The organism is Streptomyces olivoverticillatus (assembly GCF_014203555.1).
In the GTDB taxonomy this organism is placed as follows: domain Bacteria; phylum Actinomycetota; class Actinomycetes; order Streptomycetales; family Streptomycetaceae; genus Streptomyces; species Streptomyces olivoverticillatus.
In genome coordinates this window covers 22454-42341 of the sequence record NZ_JACHJH010000008.1, presented here as the reverse complement: position 1 = coordinate 42341, position 19888 = coordinate 22454, and the positions used below count along the sequence as shown (strand labels likewise).

Sequence of the window (19888 nt, the reverse complement as noted above, 5' to 3'; positions counted from 1 at the left end):
GTGACAGCGGGCTCAACGAATGGCGGGGGTAGTAGCGGGGCTCTTCTGACCTTCTATGAAGGCCTGCCACGCCGTGGCGCTGAAGTGGATGGTTATTCGGCGCCAGGGATCTTTGGAGTCGCGGATGGCGTGGCTGCCATCAGGGAGGGCGGCGTGCTCCAGACAGTTGTTATTGGTGCCGCTGTAGCTGCTCCTGTGCCATTCGGGCGCTGCCCCAGTCATGATGCGTGTTCCTCGATGAGTGCGCGAATCAGCTGCCTGGAGTCGGAAGGGGACAGTGCGGCAGCTGTCAGCTCTTCCCACGCACGCGCGTACGCTTGTACGTCGCCCTCCTGTTCAAGCAACGTACCACCAGTCAGGTACTCCAGCCACGCAACATCGATTGACGACTGACCTCGGAACGTGAAGAGGCTGAAGGGGCCGAACTGGTCGACGGGGAACCGGGCCTTGACGGGGAGGACTTGAACCGTGACGTTCGGCCGGCGCCCGACACTCTCCAGATATGCGAGCTGCTCGGCGGCCATGGCCCCGGAACCAGGGATGCGGTGCAGGGCAGTCTCGTCCACCACGGTGCGCAGCCTGAAACCCAGGTGGTCGTCCAGGAGTTCCCTGCGCTTGAGACGTGTGTCAACGAGCGTGTCCACTTGCCCCTCGGAGAGCCGCGACGTGAACAACTGGCGCATATATGCCTCGGTTTGCAGCATTCCTGGCACCAGGGCCGGCTCGTACACGCGAACAAGCCCGGAGTCAGCTTCCAGCATCAGGTAGTCACGAAGCGCGTCAACCAAGGGGCCTCGCGATGTCCACCAGTCAACCTTGCGTACATCGACAGCGAGCTTACGCAAGCGTTGACGGTACTTCTCGTCAGTCACCTCGTACAGATCGAGGAGCGCCGACAGGTCTCCGGGCCTGATGCCTCGGTTGCCGTTCTCAATCTGCGAGACCTTGGGCTGGCCACATGCCAGGCGCTTCGCCACCTCGGAGACGGTCAGTTCCCTGGCCATCCGGAGGCGCCGCAGCTCACTACCAAGCCGCTTGCTGCGCATGGTCGGCAGGCTTCGTTGATCCATGCGTGCATGATGGCCCACCCACTCACACCTCAGCGTCGGCATATGCCAAATCGGCCGGGAATTTATCACCTTCGTGGAAATAGTTGCCCAGCACTTCGCTGCTGGGCCACCATCGGATGCGTCACGCATCGCAGCCGACATGTGACTGCAGGTTGATCGATGCTGCACGGCTTCTGCGCGCCCGGACATGGAGGGGACATGACGATCCACACACGGCACTCCGACCGGCAGCTCGAGATGGAGCTCGTGCTGAGACCGGCGGAACTGGCCATAGCGCGCCGGATCGCACGCGCCCAACTCCACCGCTGGGGCTTGACGGCATACGCCGACGACGTGGTGACCGTGGTCAACGAGCTGCTGACCAACGTCCTGGATCACGTCCAGGACGCCCACTGCGCCCTGACCATGGAACGCAAGGCGTACCTCCTGCACGTCCGCGTAAGTGACAACTGCCGCGCCAAACCTGTCAGACGGGACGCGCGAACGGGACGGACAACCGGTCGCGGCCTGGCGCTGGTTGACGCACTCACTCACGGGTGCTGGAAGGTGGTGGCGCCACCGCCCGGCCAAGGCGTGTTCAAGGGCAAGGAGATCCACTGCCTGTTCGACGTCTCACAGGCGACACCGCCGGCATCCACGATCAGAGGAGCGGACATCGTCCGCGAGATCTTCCGCTACGGGCTCGCCCGCCCCGAAAAACTGGCGGGCGTCATCCGCTACACCCGCGCCACGTGCGACCACCTGGCGACAGGCGAACCCTGCACCCGCCACTGCCTCGCCGTCACCATCGGCTTGATCCTGCACTCCAGTGGCCTGGTGCGTCTGCTCAGCGGGCCACTGACACGACAGGACGACTCGCCAGCGGCCGCAGCCCACAGAATCACCACCGAGCGGACCGGACTACGGCTCGCCCAAGAGAGGCCAACCCCACCACTGTGGATCGAGCAACGCCAGTCCGGCCCCTACGACGGGTCATACAGGGAGAGGGTGCGCTTCTGGTACTTCTTCGAGGCCCCATCCGGCTCTCCGGAGCTGTCGCCGGACCGAGCCGCGTGGATGCCCATCGCCGACATCATGCCCACACCCTTGCGGGACCTTGTCCCCACCGCTTCGTCGAGGAGGTTCTGATGTACGGCGTAGGTCGCCTCGTCGACAACTGCCCGCACCTGTCCGGCTGGGATACGGCCGACGGCGAGGAACGCTGCCGCTCCTGCGGGACCCGTCGCTTCACCCGCTACGGCGCTCTGCGCCCGCCGGGGCTACCTGCGGCCCTGACTCCACGCCCCCGCAACGCGACCCAGGCGGACCGCTCCGCCACCATCGCGATCTCACGCGCGTGCCGCCGCCTCGGCCGCTGGGCACTGGGAGGCTCGGTGCTCAGCCGGGTCGCCTGAACGACGACTCCGCCCGCCAGGCTGCGCAGGCGGCCTGACGGACAGAGCCGCCTCTGTCAGTGGCGTCGACGAACTGGCGCAGAAGGCGAGCCCGGGGCGCGAGGGCATTTCACCCCTCACGCAGATTTCAATGAGATCGCAGTCGCGCACCACCGGGCTTTCGTCAATCGTCTGCAGAAACAGTCGGCGTATCCTCGTCCGGCTCTTCAAGTTCGCCGAGGACCCGCCAGGCCAGGTCGGCGAGGGTTTCACCGGTCTTGGTGACCCAGCGTGCGGTGCCCTGGTTGGCCACGGGCCGCTCTTTCCATTCGGCTAGTTCCCACATCCGGGTGATCAGACCAGACGGCGAGTACTGCTTGCCGTCGGCGGCCCAGAGGATCGGCTTGCTTCGGTGGTTGACCCAGGTGGCAAGGCTGCGCTTCTGGTTCTGGGTCAGCCAGTCCCGGAGAGCCTCTGCCTCAAGCGGATAGGCCATATGGAGGGTGAGCGGGGCGCCCTCTTCGAGTACGCCCTTGTCGACGAGGACATGGACGGCGTTGGGACGGCGGGGCTTGCGCTGCGCCGGTACGCGACGGTACTTGTCCAGCTTTGGCCTGGCTTCCGGCTCGGCGGTCGTCCCGAGCAGTCGTTCGACAACTTCCCGACAGCGGGTGACGTCGGCGCACACGGCCTGGATCCGCGAGCGCTCGGTGTACAGGTCGTCGATCGCGGCAGCGACTGCGGGCAGCAGCTCTGCAACCAGGGCAGGAACCTGCGCCACCGCCCTTACCGCCCACTCCAGTGTGGGATCCGGCTCGTTAATGGCTTCGGTGTCGAGGCGACGGAAGACAAGGTGGGAGATCAGATACACACCGTGTTCGGTAAGAGCGGCGCCACGTCCTGCGTAACGCGAGCGAAGCTGGTGCAAGCTGCGCCGTATGGCCCGCAAGACCTGCACCGCGTTCCACAGGAGGTAGGCACCCGGCTGAGGGCGGAACAGCACATCGTAGATGCCTTGCGAGCCGCGTTCCCACAGGACATCCAACGTGGTGGCCATCCGCGCGGCGTACTGGCTGTCCGGGTGGGCGCAGGCGAGCGCGCACGCGGCTTCGATCACGGAGCATCCGGTCTCCTCGGGTGGGTCCAGCTCACTGCGGCGGACGCTGTACTCCAGCCCGAGTTCTGCCCGCATCTCCTCCAGAATTGCTGCCTGGACGGGATCCAGGGCAATGAAGTCGCGGGGACCAACGCTATTCTGACGATTCGTGGCCTGGGTGGTCTTCCTGGCGAAATCCTCCCGCTTACCGGTGACAATGATGCGTACGCCGATCTGTGCCTCAGCAGCAGCCGTGCCGGCCGCCATGGCCTCGGCGACGGACCGGACGGTCTGCGCACCGTTCACCACGCTGGCGTTGTGGAGGGTAAGCGTCAGCGGCCGGTGCTGCGGCGCGAGCATGCTCTGATGAGCCGTATCAGCCGCGTCGCAAAGCACGGTGATTCCGTTATTGAAGTACCAGAAGCTGGCCGGTTCTTGGGTCAGGGTTTCGATCAAAGCATTGTTGATCGAAGTGCGGCCAAGCGGGTTGCGGATATTCAGGTTGAAGAGGTTCGAACCGCTCTTGGCCCATTCGGCGATCTCTTCCGCTATGACGACGCCCTGGTAAGACACGTACGGGGAGGTGATTCCAAACCACGGGAAGAGTGTGGCACTGAGCTCAACCGGCTCCGGTGCGAGGTCCTTACGTACGGACGCCCAGACCTCCGGCGCCAGGATGATCTTGTGGTCGAGACGATCGCCGTAGCGGTTGAACGGCTGCTCCCCCGTGACCAGGGCCTGGCGAAATCCCTCACCCGGTTCTTCGGGGCGCATCAAAACGACGACTTGGGTGACGGGCACCGGCCCCTGGTCCATGACGGACTTGGCGTACTCGGCCAGCTGGCGGCCTCTGGGGTTGAAAGGGGCGAAGTCCTCGTCGTCGATGAGGCGCAGGCCAGCAAAGAGTTCGAGTACCGCCTTTCGGTCCGCGGCTGCCCTGCCCTCCGGGCTCCACTTGCCCTGCACCAGGTACACGTGCGGGTTAGGGCCGCCCACCACGGCGATGGCGTCAATGCCCTGGTCCGCGTGCCCGTCGATGACAGTAGCGGCGGCATCCGCAGGGCTAAAGCCTGTGACCATCCGTACCGCCTGGGCTGTCAGCGCCCGGGAAATCAGGCGCGGCTTCCGCTGGCTCTCCGGCATCCCGTCGAGATCCCCGAGCGCCAACAGGCCCCCGTAGATCTTCTCCAGGCCATTGCCGACCTGGCGCACCTGGGTATCCACTTTCGGCATGACTCCAGCAGCCTGCTTGGCGTTCATCTTCGTTCCCCTCCCACCGGTCGGCCCGGCCGGTTCGCCTACCCGCCCTGTTGCGCCGGTCGTCTTGATCGTGCCACGCCGAGGCCGGTCAGGAGTCCGACTGGTCCAGGTCGAGCCGGATCAGCGTGAGCGCCTCCGCGATCTCGGCGGTCATCTCATCACCCGGCCCCAAGACCACGCACAGGTCCTCGTGGAGCGGATCCAGGATGCGCCGGGCTTCGCTCGCTCGTCCCTGCGCGAGCAGCAGCATCCCGATGTCGCGGCGCCAGCAACCGTCACAGGTTGCCGGGCCTCCGCGCATTCGTCAGTCGACGAGGTAGTGCGCCTCGATGTAGGCGACGGTGGAGTCATACGGCTCCCCCACCGGCTTCAACATGTACCGGCGGAAGACCGCGGCGGTAGCGCGGCGGGCGCCTCGGTTGCGAGCGTCGGCGTTGTCCCATGACCGGGCGAGGGTGCGGGTGACCACTTGGTCAATCTCCTGGGCCAGGTTCCTCTCCGTGACTGTGAGGCCGGACGGTGCGTGATCATGGATGATCCGCGACAGGACACCCACGCGGTCGTCGTCCAGCACGACGACGGCTTCGTCCGGGTGCTTCTCGGCGTCCACGATGGCACGGGCGATCCGAAGAGCTTCGGACAGGAACTCCAGGGCGTCCTGGGCGTTCTGGATAATCCGGTCCCGCAGCTGCTTGATCCGCTCTGCGAGGGCGGTGTACTTCGCGGACCCCGGTTCGACGCCCTTGTCGAGCGCGGCCTTGATGTGGTCCAGGATTTCCGCCGCTGACGGCGGGGACTTGTCCTCGCCGTCAGTCTTGTCGGCCTTGGGACGGACGAGCGCCAGCAGCTCCTTGAGTATGGCGATGCCCTGGGCATCAAGGACGAGGGCTTCCTCCTGAGAGGCGACCACAGAGAAGGAGTGGACGTGGGCGTTGATGATCTCCAGGACCATCGGCCCCAGCTCGGTCAGCCGTTCCTTCCGTTCCTCGTCAGAGGACTTCTTGAACAGGGTCGTGTACACGGACCCGAACAGTCCGAAGCCTTCGCTGTACTTGGCGACCCGCTTGTCAGTGTTGATGAACGGGTACAGGCGGGCCAGGAGCCGGTAGTCCTTACTGAACACCTCGGCGGCGTCGGGGTTGGCGTCCAGGAAGACGTTGATGGCTCGGACGGAGTGGTATCCGTGGACCGTCAGGTCCACGGATACCACGTCCGCGAGGAGGTCCTCGATGCGGGCGAAGGCGAGTCGGAATTCGGCGACCAGTACGGACAGGTCGGTGACGAACCCGCCTCCCTTGCTGGACCCAGCCGCGGTGGGGTCGACGACGGCCCGCTGGACTTCTTCGGCCAGGCCGATGTAGTCCACGACCACGCCGGAGGTCTTCACGAAACCAGTCGGTGACACCCAAGTGCGGTTCGGACGAGTGATCGTCTGGAACAGGTTGTGGGCCTTCAGCGGCTTGTCCAGGTAGAGGACACCCTCGTTGGGAGCGTCGAACCCCGTCATCAGCTTCGCGGTCACCACCAGGAAGCACAGCGGGTCGTCCGGGCTGAGGAACCGCCGCTTTTGCTCCTCTTCCTCGGTCTCCGAGAGCTGGTACGGCTTCATGTCAACGTCTTCGGTCTTGGAGTCCGAGACGGAGATGTTCACCTCTGCAGTGATCCGCTGATGCTTCCCGACCTCGCCGAGCACCTGGGACGTCTCGAAGCCAGCAAGTAGCTCGTTGATCTTGTCCGTGTATGCCACAGCCAGCTCACGGTTGTAGGCGACGACCTGGGCCTTGAGGCCGTTGCGGTAGGCGCTGGCCAGGTAGTGGTCCACGATGTGCTGGCAGACCGTGTGGATACGGTCGGGGTTGGCGAACACCGAGGTAAGGCGTCCGAACTTACGTGACAGGGCCTCACGGTCGGGGTCGTCAAGGTCGAAGTCGTCAGCGAACTCGTCGAACTCGGCCTGCAAAGCTTGGTCGTTCATCTCGAAGGAGACCGGGTGCGGATGCAGGATGACCGGGACGGTCGCCTCGTCCAGCAGAGAGCGGGATACCGAATACCGGTGCAGCACTCTGCCCGGGTCGGCCTCCTCTCCGAAGAGGTCGAAGGTGTCGGTGGCGAGGTTCCTGATAGGGGTGCCGGTCATGCCGAAGAACCTTGCATTGGGCAACGCTGCGCGCATCTGCCCGGCCAGGGACTCCTCATCGGAGGACTGGGTGCGGTGTGCCTCGTCGACAAGCACGATGATGTTGCTACGGACCGACAGGTTCTTGCCGGCCTCGGCGAACTTGTGGACGGTCGTGGAGATGACGCCACGCACGTCGTCGGCCAGCAGGGCGCGTAGCTTTCGGCTGTTCGAAGGCTTGTGGAAGTACGCGTCCCCCATTGCGGAAGTGAACACCCCTGAGGTGTGTCGGACGAGGTGAGTCCGGTCCGAGAGCAGGATGATCGTGGGCGACTCGGTGCGAGTATCGGCCAGTAGCAGGGCGGCGGCGAAAACCATCAGCAGGGTCTTCCCAGACCCTTGGTGGTGCCAGACCAGGCCCTTCGAGCCGCCTTGCAGGACTCGCTCGTGGATCAGGTGCGCAGCTTCCATCTGCGGGTAGCGGGGTAGGTACTTCTTGTCGGCCCCTCCCCCGGCGGTGTCGAAGAGGACGAAGTTGGCGAGCATGTCCAGAACCGTGGCCGGGTTCATCAGCAACTCGACGGAGCGCTTCACGTCGGCTTGCCCAGACAGGTTCTCGTCGTCGTCGGTGGACCGGAACGGTTGCCACAAGTTCGTGGGCGCGCCAGCGGCACCGAACCGCAGCTTCAGCCCGTCGGAGGCGACAGCGAAGACGTTAGGGGTGAAGAACCACGGGTACTCGGCGGCGTACACGTTGTTGATCTCGCGGGCGGCATCCGCCCACGCGGACTTCGCGGTCGGAGACTTCACTTCGACCACGACCAGGGGCAGGCCGTTGACCCAGTAGACGAGGTCGAACCGTCGGGACGTCTTGCCGGGGACGGTTATGGTCACCTCGTCGGACACGACCAGCATGTTGGCGGTCGGGTGCTCGAAGTCAATGACCTTCAGGGCATGCCACACACCCTCGGCGTCTCGGAATTCCTTATGCCCTCGCAGCAGGCGTAACACCTGTTCATTGGCCCGCACCAGCCCACCTTCGACGGCGTTGACCGTGGCAACGATCTCCTCGACCACCACGTCCACGTCGAACCCGTCGATCACCCCAGGGTTGAGCCGGACGATGGCGTCCCGCAGGTGGCCAGCGACCACCGTCTGCGTCGTCTCACGCGGCAGCGACCTGCCCGCGGTGAAGCGCCAGCCCATCGGGAGGGACCACTGGATCATCAGGTTCTGGAACTCACGCTCCCGAATGCCCTTCGCCACGGCTCAGACCTCCAGCTCGGCAGACTCGATGTCGATGGTGCGGTCCAGCAAGCCCGAGAGCAGGCTGGAGCGTGCATTCCGGAGGCGGGCGGCCTCAGCACGCACCGCATCGGTGTTCGTACGGACAGACAGCACAGCAGAGGAAACCTCCCGCTGCCGGTCCAGGTCGGCAAGCGGGATCGGTGTGTCACGAATGCGGTCCTGGCTGACGTTGACCATTGAGGCGCTGGTCCCTGTAGCCGAACTCGTGAGGTGAGTCCGGGCCGACTTCAGCGCCATGGCCACCACGAGGAAGTCCGGGTCCAGTTCTGATGACGGCACCAGTCGAAGAGTCTTGTCAGCAAGGTAGAGGCCGTCCCGAACATCGGCGGGGACTCGTGCGACGGCCCCGACTCGCAAAGGCGTGTTCGCTCGCGTGATGAGTACGTCTCCGGGCTGAACAAGCGCGGACTCAGGCATGAACGTGCCAGGTAGAAGGCTCTTGGACTCTTCTGGGAGGAACGCGAAGGGCGTGACCGCGCTGACCTTCAATACGCCAAGCTCGTCAGCGCCGGGGGGCCTATTGTTCGCCTGGGGACTCTTGCCACCTCGAATGTCATTAAGCATCGTTCCGAGCGCCACGGTTGGTTCCTCGGCGAGCATGTCCTCGGCAACGGCCATCGATACGCGGTCCAGCGCCTCAGCCTCGTCGTCGAGTGCTGCGATCTGGTCGTCGACCGCGTCGAGCATCTCGACGATCCGCGCTTGTACCTCGCGGGGTGGGATTGGGAGTTGGATCTGCAAGAGTTGCTCTGGGTTGAGACGCTTGCGCCGTTGAACTGTCCCGCTCACTCGGTTCTTCATTTCTGCCCACAGTCGCGGTGATCCACAGACGTGCCTCATCCAAGCGGGCATCAGTTCTGGGCCAAGCGTGAACGTCGGGAACTCGTTGCTGACGACGAACCCGTCGAACTCGGCAGGTACTACGGTGATCGGGCCTTCCCATGCGGTCAGTTTGCGCATCACGACCTGGTCAACGTGCAGCACGTTCATTGCCGCGTACTCTGTATCTCCGCCGTCGAGTTCGCCTTTAGCGACAACCCCCTTTCCTGCATTCAGGACCCCAGCCAGGCGGTAGGTAGTTGCAGGCTTCATCGGTGTGCGCTGGATGTCGAGGCGCATCACCTCCCCGAGCGGACGAAGCGGATATCCGTCGCACACCGAAGCCCTCGATCTCTGCGGCGGAACGGAGACCTTTTGGCGCGCAGGAGCTTCCAGGTCACCGAGGCTGATCTGCTGCCAGTCACTCATCGAAGCCCTCGATCCCTGCGGCAGAGAGGACCTTGAGCATGCGCAGTTCGGTCTTTTGGCGCTCGGCCCGGGCGATGTTGTAGACGTCGATGAGGGTGCCGAGGTCTTCCTGCTCGGCGGCGGCCTGCTTGATGTAACGGCCGATGTTGAGGTCGTACCCGTTGGCCACGATCTCGGTGGTCGGGACAAAACGTGCTGAGAGAGCGCCCTCTCCGTCGGCATCCACCGGGGTGCCGTCGCTGTCGAAGTCCGAGTGGTAGGCGGTCACAACGTCGGCGATGTCGGCATCGGTGAGGATGTTGCGATTCTTGGCCTTGGTGAACCGGTTGGAGGCGTCGATGAACAGCGCGCCGTCCTGCCGCGCCGGGGCCTTGGTGCCGCGTGCGCGGAACACCAGAATCGCCGTGGGGATGCTGGTGTTGTAGAAGAGGTTGGCCGGCAGCCCAATCACGGCCTCGAGGAGATCGTCGTCCAGGGCGCGCTTGCGGATGGCAGCCTCCTGGCCGCCGCGGAAGAGGACGCCGTGGGGCAAGACGACGCCGGCGCGCCCCTTCTTCGGGTCCATCGACGCGATCATGTGCTGGACGAACGCCCAGTCCGCCGACGACTGCGGGGCAACCCCGCCGATAGCGCGCGGGTCGCTCGTCCAGGGCTTCCACTTCAGGCTGTAGGGCGGGTTGGCGAGGATCACATCGAATTGCGCGACGGATCCGTCCTTCTTGAAGCGCGGGTCCTTCAGGGTATCGCCGACCTCAACCTTGAACTGGGTGAGGTTGTGCATGAAGAGGTTCATGCGTGCCACACCCGCAGTGTCCGGTACGGCCTCCTGCCCATGCAGCTTGAGGGTGTAGCCACGCCCACCGCGGGCCTTCAGAAGGTTTGCGGAGGCGATGAGCATGCCGCCCGACCCACACGTCGGGTCGTACACCGACTCGAAGCTCTTGGGCTCCAGGATCTCGACGATCAGCTCGACGACCTCGCGCGGAGTGAAGAATTGGCCAGCGCGGGTGCCAGACCCGTCAGAGAACCGCTTCAGCAGGTACTCATACGCCCCACCGAGCACGTCGTGGGACATGTTGCCCTCGTGCATCTTCGGGGTGCGGTCCATCGCCTGCATGACTGCCCCCAACACCTCCTCCGACAGCACAGCTTCGGAGGTCCAGGTCATGGCCCCGAACAGGCGGGAGAACTTGTCAGGGTTGGCCGTCTCAATGGCCTGCAGGGAGGCGCGGACCCGCTGGCCGAGGCCGGGCAGGGTAATGGTGGCGAGGATGGAGGACCAGGAGGCGCGACGTTCCTGGATGGTCCCGCGATCGATGAACGGGATCTTGAACGACTGGTAGTCGCGGTACTCGATCTCGTGCGCTTCCTCGGCGGAGAGGCCGTCCAAGTCGTTCTCATCCAGGAACTCCTGGTGGTGATGCTCCCAGGTGTCTGACAAGTACTTCCAGAACATCAGCGGGAAGACGACCGAGGAGTACTGCGCTTCGGACATCGCCACGCGCAGCTCGTCGGCGGCGTCCCACAACCGGCTCTCGATCTCCTGCTGGGTCACTGCCATCAGTCGGGGGTGTCCTTGATCGTCAAAGGGCGGCGACCCGAAGGCCGTTGCGTTCTCGCTGGTCACCCTATTTCGGGCACGCTCGCCATGTACACGATTGGCACGCTGCCGGGTGAACTCTCGCGGGGGCGTCGCATTCGCTGTGCGGGCGACTCACCAACGATATCCCTCCCCAGGGCCACAAAATGCGGTAAGTAGACCAAGCGTCGGCCCTACGCGGCCTCGTAGCTCAGCCGGAACAGGTCGCCGGCGCGCTCCAGGTCCGCCTCGGATCGCAGGCGCACTTCCAGCGCCCCCGTGCCGTGGTGGCCGATCTCCCGTACGTCCCGGGTGAAGCCGGGGACGAGGTCGACTGCGTCTGGGTCTGCCTTGAGGTAGACGACGACCTCGCGCTGCTGCGTGCGGCCGACGCAGGCGAAGTTCTCCAGCCGCCTGTAGGCGAGGTACTGCTTGCGCTCCACCTGCGTCACAGCGGTTCGCCGACGGCGCAGGGCTGCATGATCGTCGTGGCGGCGCGATCTCGCTTGCGAACGGCGCGCCGCTCCTTGGCCGACGGCGTTACGGAGACGACCGTCTCCAGGGCGAGCAGCTCGTGGCCGAAGTAGCGGTAGCGGACGAGGTCGATGTTGCGCTGGATCTCACGGACGGCGTGGACGGCGTAGCGGGTGAAGCTCTCCGCGACGCAGATCAGCCTGGGCGCGCTCCACAGCACCTGAGCCGCCTCCGCTGCCCCGAGGCGTTCACGGACCAGGAGCTGGAACTCGGCCCGATGGTCGCTCAGCCAGGCCAGGTAGAAAAGGCCCTGCGGGATTACACCCACGCTCTGGCCACGCTTGTATTCCACGATCACGGGCGAACCGTTCTCATCCAAGCCCAGCGAGTCAATCCGTCCGCCGTGCAGCGGTCCAGTGCTGTACTCGCTCGCGAGGAAGCGCACGCCCAACAGCGCCTCCATGTTCCTCTCGACCAGCTCCTGCAGATGCCGCTCACGCACCGCCGTGGCCGATACCACCTCTGCCGCGCCACCACCCGCGACGTTGAACAACCTCAGACTCGACACCCGTCCCCCTTGTCCTCGCGGATCACAACGATCCACGAGGGCGGGATTGTTTCCGGAGGCGTGAGGGCATGTCAAAGGACTTCGGGAACAGCGTCGTGCATCCTGGGCAGGCCCTTCGCTCTGCCCAACACAACCGCCCGCCGACCGGACTCAAAGCCCAGTCGACGGGCGATCTTGCGCCCTCTGATTGCCCACCCGACGAGCGTCACACGAGCGTCACAAGCGTCATTTCAGCGTCAGAAATTTCGCCCGTAACGCCCAGAGCGCACATACTGCACACCAGGTAAAACCGCAGGTCAGCTGTCCTTCGGCACCCGCTTCAGAATCGCCACGCACTCCACGTGATGCGTCATCGGGAACAAGTCGAACGCCCGCAGCGTCGCCGGCTTGTACCCCTCCTCCGCGAAGTACGCGAGGTCTCGGGCCAAGGCCGCCGGGTCGCACGCCACGTATGCGATGCGGCGGGCGCCCAGTGAGGCGAGGTGGTGGACCGTTTGCTTGCCGGCGCCGGCGCGGGGCGGGTCGAGGACGATGATGTCGGCCTCCTTGATGCCCGTGCGCGGCAGGACCTGCTCGACCTTGCCGTGTTCGATGCGGACGCGGTCGAGGTCCTGGAGGTTGTGGCGGGCGTCCTCCACCGCGCGCTTGCCCGACTCGATGCCGAGCACCGCGCCCTTCTCGCCGATGCGCTCGCCGAGGGCACCCGCGAAGAGGCCCACGCCGCAGTACAGGTCGAGGGCCATGTCGCCCTTGCGGGGCATCAGGCCCTGCATGACGGCCTTCACCAGCGTGTCGGCCGCCTGCGGGTGCACCTGCCAGAAGCCGCCTTCGGAGACGCGGTACGTGCGCTCGTCGGCGCGCTCGCGTACGAAGGGGCGGCCGTGGACGCGGTGGATCTGCTTGTCCTTCTCGCCCACGCGCAGGACCGAGACCGGCTTGTCCAGTTCCACGATCGGCAGGCGGCCGCCCGGCTTCGGGGTGAGGACGACCTGGCGGTCGCCCGAGCCGGTGGCCGCGATGGCCTCGACCGAGGCGATCTGCGGCCACTCGCGCTTTTCGATGCCCAGCTCGGTGACGTTGTGGGAGGCGATCAGGCAGCGGTCGATGACCTGGACCTCATGCGAGCGGTGCTTGCGCAGACCCGCGTGGCCCTCGGCGTCGATCGCGTACTGGACGCGGGTGCGCCAGGCCGGGACCTCGCCCGCCGGGAGCTTGTCGCCCTCGGCCGGCATCACCGTGCCGTCCCAGCCGGCCTCCTCCGGGGTGAGGCCCGCCAGGCGCTGGAGCTGCTCGGCGATGACCTCGCCCTTGAGGCGGCGCTGGGCGCCCGGCTTGGCGTGCTGCCAGTCGCAGCCGCCGCACTTGCCGGGGCCGGAGAAGGGACAGGGCGCCTCGACGCGGTCCTTGGACGCCTGGAGGATCTCCACCGCGTCGGCGCGGAGGAAGCGGGAGGTCTCCTCGCCCTCGGTCACCCGGGCGACCACGCGCTCGCCGGGCAGCGCGTGCCGGACGAACAGGACCCTGCCGGACTCCGTGCGGGCCACACAGTGGCCGCCGTGGGCGACGGGGCCGACCTCGACCTCGTACTCCTGGCCGACCAGCGATGCTTCGGTCTCGTGCTGCATTGCGGGTCGACTCCAAAAAGACAGGTGGGGCGGGACAGCCGTTCAGTCTACGTGCCGTCCCGCCCCACCAGCGACTTCGCTGCTTCTTCGTGGAAGCTACTTCTTCGTGGAAGCTACTTCTTCGTGGAAGCCTTTTCCTTCTTCGGCTGCGGCGCCGGGCCGCGCCGCACCGCACCCGGCGCGTTCCACTCGGCGCGCTTGCGGGCGCGCTGCTTGGCGGCCTCCGAGGAGTCCAGCTGCCACGGCACGGAGGTGACCATCACCCCGGGAGTGAAGAGCAGCCGGCCCTTGAGGCGCAGGGCGCTCTGGTTGTGCAGCAGGTGCTCGTACCAGTGGCCCACGACGTACTCGGGGATGTAGACGCTGACCGCGTCGCGCGGGCTCTCCTTGCGGAGGCTCTTGACGTACTCGATGATCGGCCGGGTGATCTCGCGGTAGGGCGAGTCCAGGATCTTCAGCGGTACGTCCACGCCGCGGCGGTGCCACTCCTCGCGCAGCGCCTTGGTCTCGGCCGCGTCGACGCTGATGCTCAGGGCCTCAAGGGTGTCGGAGCGCATCAGCTTGGCGTAGGCCAGGGCCCGCAGGGTGGGCTTGTGGACCTTGGAGACCAGGACGATGGAGTGCACCCGGGAGGGGCGCACGGCCTCCTCGCCGGCCTCGTCGGGGGCGGCGATCTCCTCGGCGACCCGGTCGTAGTGGCGCCGGATCGCGGTCATCGTCGCGTAGAAGACGACCATGCCGAGCAGGGCCACCCAGGCGCCGTGCGTGAACTTCGTCAGCAGCACCACGGCGAGGACCAGGCCGGTCAGGAAGGCGCCGAAGGCGTTGATCGCCCGGGAGCGCATCATGTGGCGGCGCTTGGCCGGGTCGGTCTCGCCGGCCAGGTGGCGGTTCCAGTGGCGGACCATGCCGGTCTGGCTGAGGGTGAAGGAGACGAAGACGCCGACGATGTAGAGCTGGATCAGCTTGGTGGAGTCTGCGCCGTAGATGTAGGTCAGGACCGCGGCCGCGCCGGCCAGCAGCACGATGCCGTTGGAGAAGGCCAGCCGGTCGCCGCGGGTGTGCAGCTGACGCGGCAGGTAGCGGTCCTGGGCGAGGATCGAGCCGAGCAGCGGGAAGCCGTTGTACGCGGTGTTCGCGGCCAGGAACAGCACCAGCGCGGTGGCCGCGGCCAGCACGATGAACAGGAACGAGCCGTGGCCGAAGACGGCCTCGGCGACCTGCGAGATGACCGGATTCTGGGTGTACCCGTCGCCGACCGGCTTGCCGTCCTTGAGCAGCCCGGTGGCCGGGTGCTCGGCCATCCGCACATGGGTGGCCATGGCCAGCGCGATGATGCCGCAGAACATGGTGACGGCCAGGCCGCCCATCAGGGCGAGGGTGCTGGCCGCGTTCTTGCTCTTGGGCTTGCGGAAGGCGGGCACGCCGTTGCTGATCGCCTCGACGCCCGTCAGCGCCGCGCAGCCGGAGGAGAAGGCGCGCAGCAGCAGGAAGACGAGCGCGAAGCCGGCGAGGCCGGTGTGCTCGGCGTTGATCTTGAAGTCGGCGGTGGGGGCCTTCATGGTCTCGCCCACGATCAGGCCGCGGTAGGCGCCCCAGGCGATCATCAGGAAGACGCCGCCGACGAAGACATAGGTGGGGATCGCGAAGAGCGTTCCGGACTCCCGGACGCCGCGCAGGTTCATCAGGGTCAGCAGCACGATGACGGCGATGGCACAGGCCGTCTTGTGCTCCACGACGAACGGGATGGCGGAGCCGAGGTTCTCGATGCCGGAGGCGATCGAGACCGCGACGGTCAGGACGTAGTCGACGAGGAGGGCACTGGCCACCGTCAGGCCGGCTCTCGGGCCGAGGTTGACGGTGGCGACCTCGTAGTCGCCGCCACCGCTGGGGTAGGCGTGCACGTTCTGGCGGTACGAGGCGACCACCGTGAACATCAGCACCACGACGGCGACGGCGATCCATGGGCTGAAGTGGTAGGCCGACACACCCGCCACGGACAGGACGAGCAGTACTTCGCCCGGCGCGTACGCCACGGAGGACAGGGGGTCGGAGGCGAAGACGGGGAGCGCGATGCGCTTGGGGAGGAGCGTTTCTCCCAGCTTGTCGCTGCGCAGCGCCCGGCCGATGAGAATCCGTTTCGGCAGGTCGGTCAGTTTGGACACAACAGAGGATCGTAAGGGTTCGGTATTGATGCTGCCCACCAGCCACCCTTTTCCGCGGATTGCGTGGTAGAGCGGCTGGTGGGTGCGCAGGCGGTCAGGGGCGCAGCCGGACCGGCAGGGTGCGGTGGCCGTTGGAGATGAAGGAGTCGACCTGCTGCAGCTCGTCGGGGGCGGCCGCGAGGGCGATCCCGGGGAAGCGCTCGAAGAGGGCGGGCAGGGCGACGGCGGCTTCCAGGCGGGCCAGCGGGGCGCCCAGGCAGAAGTGCACGCCGTGGCCGAAGGAGAGGTGTTCCTTGGTGGCGCGCAGCACGTCGAAGCGGGCGCCGTCGTCCCCGTAGAGCTCCGGGTCGCGCCCGGCGGCGGCGTAGGCGGCGATGATCGCGTCGCCCTGGCGCAGGGTGATGCCGTCGGCGAGCTCGATGTCCTCGGCCGCGTAGCGCAGGGGGAGGTTGGCGACGGGGGCCTGGACGCGCAGGGTCTCCTCGATCACGTCGTCCCAGCCGGCCTTGCCCTCGCGGACGAGGGCGAGCTGCTCGGGGTGGGTGAGCAGGGCGTGGATGGCGTTGTCGAGGAGGTTGACGGTGGTCTCGTGGCCGGCGCCGATCATCAGGAGCAGGGTGTCGACGAGCTCCTGCTCGCTCAGGCGGGTGTCCTCCTCGTCCCGGGCGGAGATCAGGACGCTGGTCATGTCGTCGCCGGGCCGCTCCCGCTTGGCGGCGACGAGCGCGCCGAGCAGGGCGTAGAGCTCGGTGTAGGTGGCGGTGACCTCCTCCGGGTCGGCGGAGGTGTGGAAGATCGAGTCGACGCAGCGGCGCAGCCCTTCGCGGGTGGCCTCGTCCTCGACGCCGAACAGTTCGCAGATCACCTGGATCGGGATGGGGTAGGCGTAGCCCTCGCGCAGGTCGGTGATCTCACCGGGCGGGGTGGTGGCGAGGCCGTCGAGGAGGGCGCCGGCCATCTCCTCGATGCGGGGGCGCAGGGCGGCGGTGCGGCGGGCGGTGAAGGCCTTGGAGACCAGGGTGCGCAGCCGCCGGTGGTCGCTGCCGTAGGCGGTGAACATGTTCTGCACGGCCACCCAGGTGTACAGCGGCCACTGCGGGGAGATCTCGCCGTTGATCCAGGCGGGCCAGTGCCGGCGCGGGTCCTTGGAGACGCGCGGGTCGGTCAGCAGCCGCTTGAGCAGCGGCTGGGAGGTCACTGCCCACGCCACCACGCCGCCAGGGAGCTCCACAGGGACCGCCGGCCCGTCGGCGCGGAGGCGGGCGGCTTCCCCGTGGATGTCGCTGCCGGAGGGATCGATTGCGACGGGGCAGGTCTGGCGGTCCATCGGCTGTCTCCTGGGGTCGGGGCGGTGGGGTGCTCGGCGGGGGCCGGCCGGTGGTTCCGGCGGGTGCCGGTGAGGTCGGGCGCGGGGGCCGGGACGGGCAGGGGCACCGGGGGGAAGCGGACGGGCAGCGCGGTCAGGGCGCGGTGGAAGGGGCCGGGACGCCAGACGAGGCGGTCGACGGGGACGGCGAGCTCCAGGTCCGGCAGCCGGTCCAGCAGCCGTTCCACGGCGACGGCCGCGATGAGGCGGGCGGCGTCCTTGGCGGGGCAGTGGTGCGGGCCCGCGCTCCAGGCGAGGTGGGCGCGGTTGCCGGTGCGGTGGTCGGAGCGCAGGGAGGGGTCGGTGTTGGCGGCGGCGAAGCTGACGACGACGGGCTCGCCCTCGCGCAGCAGGGTGCCGCCGAAGTCGACGTCGGCCACGGGGTAGTGCACTCCGTAGTTGGCCATCGGCGGGTCGAGCCAGAGGACCTCGTCGAGGGCGTCCTCCACGGGCATGCTGCCGCCGCGCAGGTCGCCCGCGAAGCGGTCGTCGGAGAGCAGCAGGCGCAGCGCGTTGGCGATCAGGTTCTGCTGGGGTTCGGTGCCCGCGCCGATGAGGACGACGAGCTGGTGCAGCATCTCCTCGTCGGTGAGCTGGGCAGGGTGGGCCATCAGCCAGGACGTCATGTCGGCGCCGGGCTGTTCGCGCTTGGTGCGCAGGAGTTCGACGAGGCTGGCGGTGATGAGGGCGTCGGCCCGCTCGGCGTCGACGCCGTCGAAGATGCCGGAGAAGCCCTCGACGAGCCGGTCGCCGAGTTCGGGCGGGCAGCCGAAGAGCTGCTGGAAGACCAGCAGCGGCAGGGTCTTGGCGTACGAGCCGAGGAGGTCGGCCTCGCCGAGGGCGGTGAAGCGGTCGATGAGGCTGTCGGCGCTGCGCTCGACGTAGCCGCGCAGGGCGTTGGGGTCGATGCGGGCGAGGCTGTCGTCGACGGCCTGCCGGTAGCGGCGGTGGTCGTCGCCGTCGGAGAAGAGGCAGTTGGGGCGGTAGGCCATCATCGGCACGACCGGGTTGTCCGCCTCGACGCGGCCTTCGGCGAGGGCGCGCCAGCGGCGGGCGTCCTTGCCGAAGACGTCCGTGTTGCGCAGAACCTCGAGTGCCGCCCGGTAGTCGGTGACGAGGGTGGCCCGGACGCGGGGGGCGAGTTCGACGGGCGCCACCGGGCCTTGGGTGCGCAGCCGCTGGTAGACGGCGTGCGGGTCGGCGGCGAAGTCGGGGCCGTACAGGGGGGTGGCGGGGCCTTGGTGGGCGGGGCAGCCCGGCGGCGGGGGTCCGTCGGGGCGGTGGATCACACGTGCTCCTGGGTGGTGCGGCGGTGGAGGTATTCCACGAGGGTGATCAGCGCGCGGGTGGAGGAGACGCGGTCCCGGGCGTCGCAGGTGACCAGCGGCGTTTCGGGGAGCAGGTCGAGGGCCTCGCGGATCTCCTCCTCCGGGTGCGCGGGGGCGCCGTCGAAGTGGTTGACGGCGACGGCGTAGGGCAGGCCGTGCTCTTCGAGCAGCCCCATGACCTCGAAGGACTGCTCCAGGCGCCGGGTGTCGGCGAGGACGAGGGCGCCGAGCGCGCCGTGGGTCATGTCCCGCCAGAGGCGGGTGAAGCGCTGCTGGCCGGGGGCGCCGAAGAGATAGAGGACGAGGCTGTCGCTGAGGGTGAGGCGGCCGAAGTCCATGGCGACCGTGGTGGTGGTCTTGCCGTCGATGCCGGCGAGGTCGTCGACGAGGGCGCCGGCCTGCGTCATGGTCTCTTCCGTGCGCAGCGGCCGGATTTCCGACAGCGAGCCCACGAAGGTGGTCTTGCCGACCGCGAAGTGCCCCACGACGAGGATCTTCGCCGCGGTCCGGACGGTACGGGGCAGGTAGACGGCTCCGTCAGAGGCGAGCGCGGAGTCCATCGAGCACCTCCTGGAGGATCTGGGCCTCGGGCAGTTCTGCCGAGGGGATGGGGGCGCGGGTGGTGAGGTGGCCGCTGTCGACGAGATCGCCGAGCAGTACCTTGACGACGCTGACGGGCAGCATCAGGTGGCCGGCGATCTCGGCGACGGACAGGGCGCCGCCGAGGCAGAGTTCCATGAGCCTGCGCTTTTCGGGGCTGAGGCCGCCGAGCGGCCGGTCCCCGTGCGCCATGACCAGGGTGACCAGGTCGAAGGTGTTGCGGGTGGGGTGGGAGCGGCCGTCGGTGACGACGTACGGGCGCACCAGCCCTCGCTCGTGCCTCGGCGCCGGCGGGGTCATGCCGGGCTGCCGCCCTGCCAGGTGTCCTGCCGCGGCGGGCTGACGAGCTCCTTGCCGAGCCGGTCGACCGTCTTCTGCATGCGGTAGGTGACGGCTTCCATGTCGACGTTCTCGCCCGCGGAGACGGCGAGGTAGGCGCCGGGGCCGGCGGCGATGAGGAAGACGTAGCCGTGGGCGAACTCCACGAGCGTCTGCCGCCAGGGGCTTTCGTGGTGCTGGGGGTGGGTGCAGAAGTCGCCGGTGGAGCGGCTGATGGACTGCAGTCCGGAGAGGGCGGCGGCCTGGCGCTCGGCCTCGTCGCGGTCGATGCCCTGGGAGTGGGCGCGCAGCATGCCGTCGGCGGACAGCAGGATGGCGTGCCGGGCCTCCGGCATCTTGACGACCTCGTCGAGCATCCAGCCCAGCTCTTTGT

At 67.3% G+C, this 19888-nt stretch carries 15 protein-coding genes and 2 pseudogenes; 2 read left to right on the top strand and 15 right to left on the bottom strand.

The window, feature by feature from the left end; translation table 11 throughout:
* Positions 1-12 precede the first annotated feature (12 nt).
* Together FHS39_RS22935 and FHS39_RS22930 are read right to left on the bottom strand one after the other, a co-directional pair.
* A complete protein-coding gene (locus tag FHS39_RS22935; protein ID WP_184351333.1) occupies positions 13-222 on the bottom strand; it encodes a DUF397 domain-containing protein in 210 nt (69 codons plus the stop codon).
* A complete protein-coding gene (locus tag FHS39_RS22930; RefSeq protein ID WP_184351332.1) occupies positions 219-1070 on the bottom strand; it encodes a helix-turn-helix domain-containing protein in 852 nt (283 codons plus the stop codon). Before FHS39_RS22930 ends, FHS39_RS22935 begins: the two co-directional genes overlap by 4 nt.
* A 198-nt stretch (positions 1071-1268) precedes the next feature.
* On the opposite strand from FHS39_RS22930, the gene FHS39_RS22925 reads away from it, so the two are divergent.
* The gene (locus FHS39_RS22925) at positions 1269-2198 is read left to right on the top strand and encodes an ATP-binding protein (RefSeq protein ID WP_184351331.1); all 930 of its coding nucleotides are present in this window, start codon (positions 1269-1271) and stop codon (positions 2196-2198) included.
* A complete protein-coding gene (locus FHS39_RS22920; protein ID WP_184351330.1) occupies positions 2198-2464 on the top strand; it encodes a DUF6255 family natural product biosynthesis protein in 267 nt (88 codons plus the stop codon). Before FHS39_RS22925 ends, FHS39_RS22920 begins: the two co-directional genes overlap by 1 nt.
* Positions 2465-2627: 163 nt before the next feature.
* Here the strand turns inward: FHS39_RS22920 and FHS39_RS22915 are convergent, their stop codons facing one another.
* From FHS39_RS22915 to FHS39_RS22855, 13 genes and pseudogenes are all read right to left on the bottom strand, one after another.
* Positions 2628-4799, bottom strand: coding sequence for an AIPR family protein (locus FHS39_RS22915; RefSeq protein WP_184351329.1), 2172 nt, complete (start codon positions 4797-4799; stop codon positions 2628-2630).
* 88 nt (positions 4800-4887) lie between these two features.
* Positions 4888-5064: pseudogene (locus FHS39_RS22910) on the bottom strand (serine/threonine protein kinase); the annotation flags it as partial.
* Positions 5065-5103: 39 nt separating this feature from the next.
* On the bottom strand, positions 5104-8181 hold the full coding sequence (locus FHS39_RS22905) for an HsdR family type I site-specific deoxyribonuclease (protein ID WP_184351328.1): 3078 nt from the start codon (positions 8179-8181) through the stop codon (positions 5104-5106).
* 3 nt (positions 8182-8184) lie between these two features.
* Positions 8185-9471 (bottom strand): restriction endonuclease subunit S, encoded by a 1287-nt coding sequence (locus FHS39_RS22900; protein WP_246470424.1) that lies wholly within the window; start codon positions 9469-9471, stop codon positions 8185-8187.
* Positions 9464-11032 carry a type I restriction-modification system subunit M gene (locus FHS39_RS22895; RefSeq protein ID WP_184351327.1) on the bottom strand — a complete coding sequence of 523 codons (1569 nt, stop codon included), beginning with the start codon at positions 11030-11032 and terminating at the stop codon, positions 9464-9466. Before FHS39_RS22895 ends, FHS39_RS22900 begins: the two co-directional genes overlap by 8 nt.
* A gap of 212 nt (positions 11033-11244) precedes the next feature.
* Positions 11245-11987: pseudogene (locus FHS39_RS26085) on the bottom strand (DUF5655 domain-containing protein).
* Positions 11988-12388: 401 nt separating this feature from the next.
* The gene (locus FHS39_RS22885; protein ID WP_184351326.1) at positions 12389-13717 is read right to left on the bottom strand and encodes a class I SAM-dependent RNA methyltransferase; all 1329 of its coding nucleotides are present in this window, start codon (positions 13715-13717) and stop codon (positions 12389-12391) included.
* Between the two features lie 113 nt (positions 13718-13830).
* Entirely contained in the window at positions 13831-15882 is a 2052-nt protein-coding gene (locus FHS39_RS22880; protein ID WP_184351325.1) for an amino acid permease, read from the bottom strand.
* Positions 15883-15976: 94 nt separating this feature from the next.
* On the bottom strand, positions 15977-17080 hold the full coding sequence (locus FHS39_RS22875; protein ID WP_343069697.1) for a cytochrome P450 family protein: 1104 nt from the start codon (positions 17078-17080) through the stop codon (positions 15977-15979).
* Complete coding sequence (locus FHS39_RS22870) at positions 17077-18534, bottom strand: cytochrome P450 (RefSeq protein ID WP_343069712.1); 1458 nt, start codon at positions 18532-18534, stop codon at positions 17077-17079. Before FHS39_RS22870 ends, FHS39_RS22875 begins: the two co-directional genes overlap by 4 nt.
* Positions 18534-19136 carry a GTP-binding protein gene (locus FHS39_RS22865; RefSeq protein ID WP_184351323.1) on the bottom strand — a complete coding sequence of 201 codons (603 nt, stop codon included), beginning with the start codon at positions 19134-19136 and terminating at the stop codon, positions 18534-18536. Before FHS39_RS22865 ends, FHS39_RS22870 begins: the two co-directional genes overlap by 1 nt.
* Entirely contained in the window at positions 19114-19476 is a 363-nt protein-coding gene (locus FHS39_RS22860; protein ID WP_184351322.1) for a DUF742 domain-containing protein, read from the bottom strand. Before FHS39_RS22860 ends, FHS39_RS22865 begins: the two co-directional genes overlap by 23 nt.
* Positions 19473-19871, bottom strand: a complete 399-nt coding sequence (locus FHS39_RS22855) for a roadblock/LC7 domain-containing protein (RefSeq protein ID WP_184351463.1) — start codon at positions 19869-19871, stop codon at positions 19473-19475. Before FHS39_RS22855 ends, FHS39_RS22860 begins: the two co-directional genes overlap by 4 nt.
* Positions 19872-19888 lie beyond the last annotated feature (17 nt).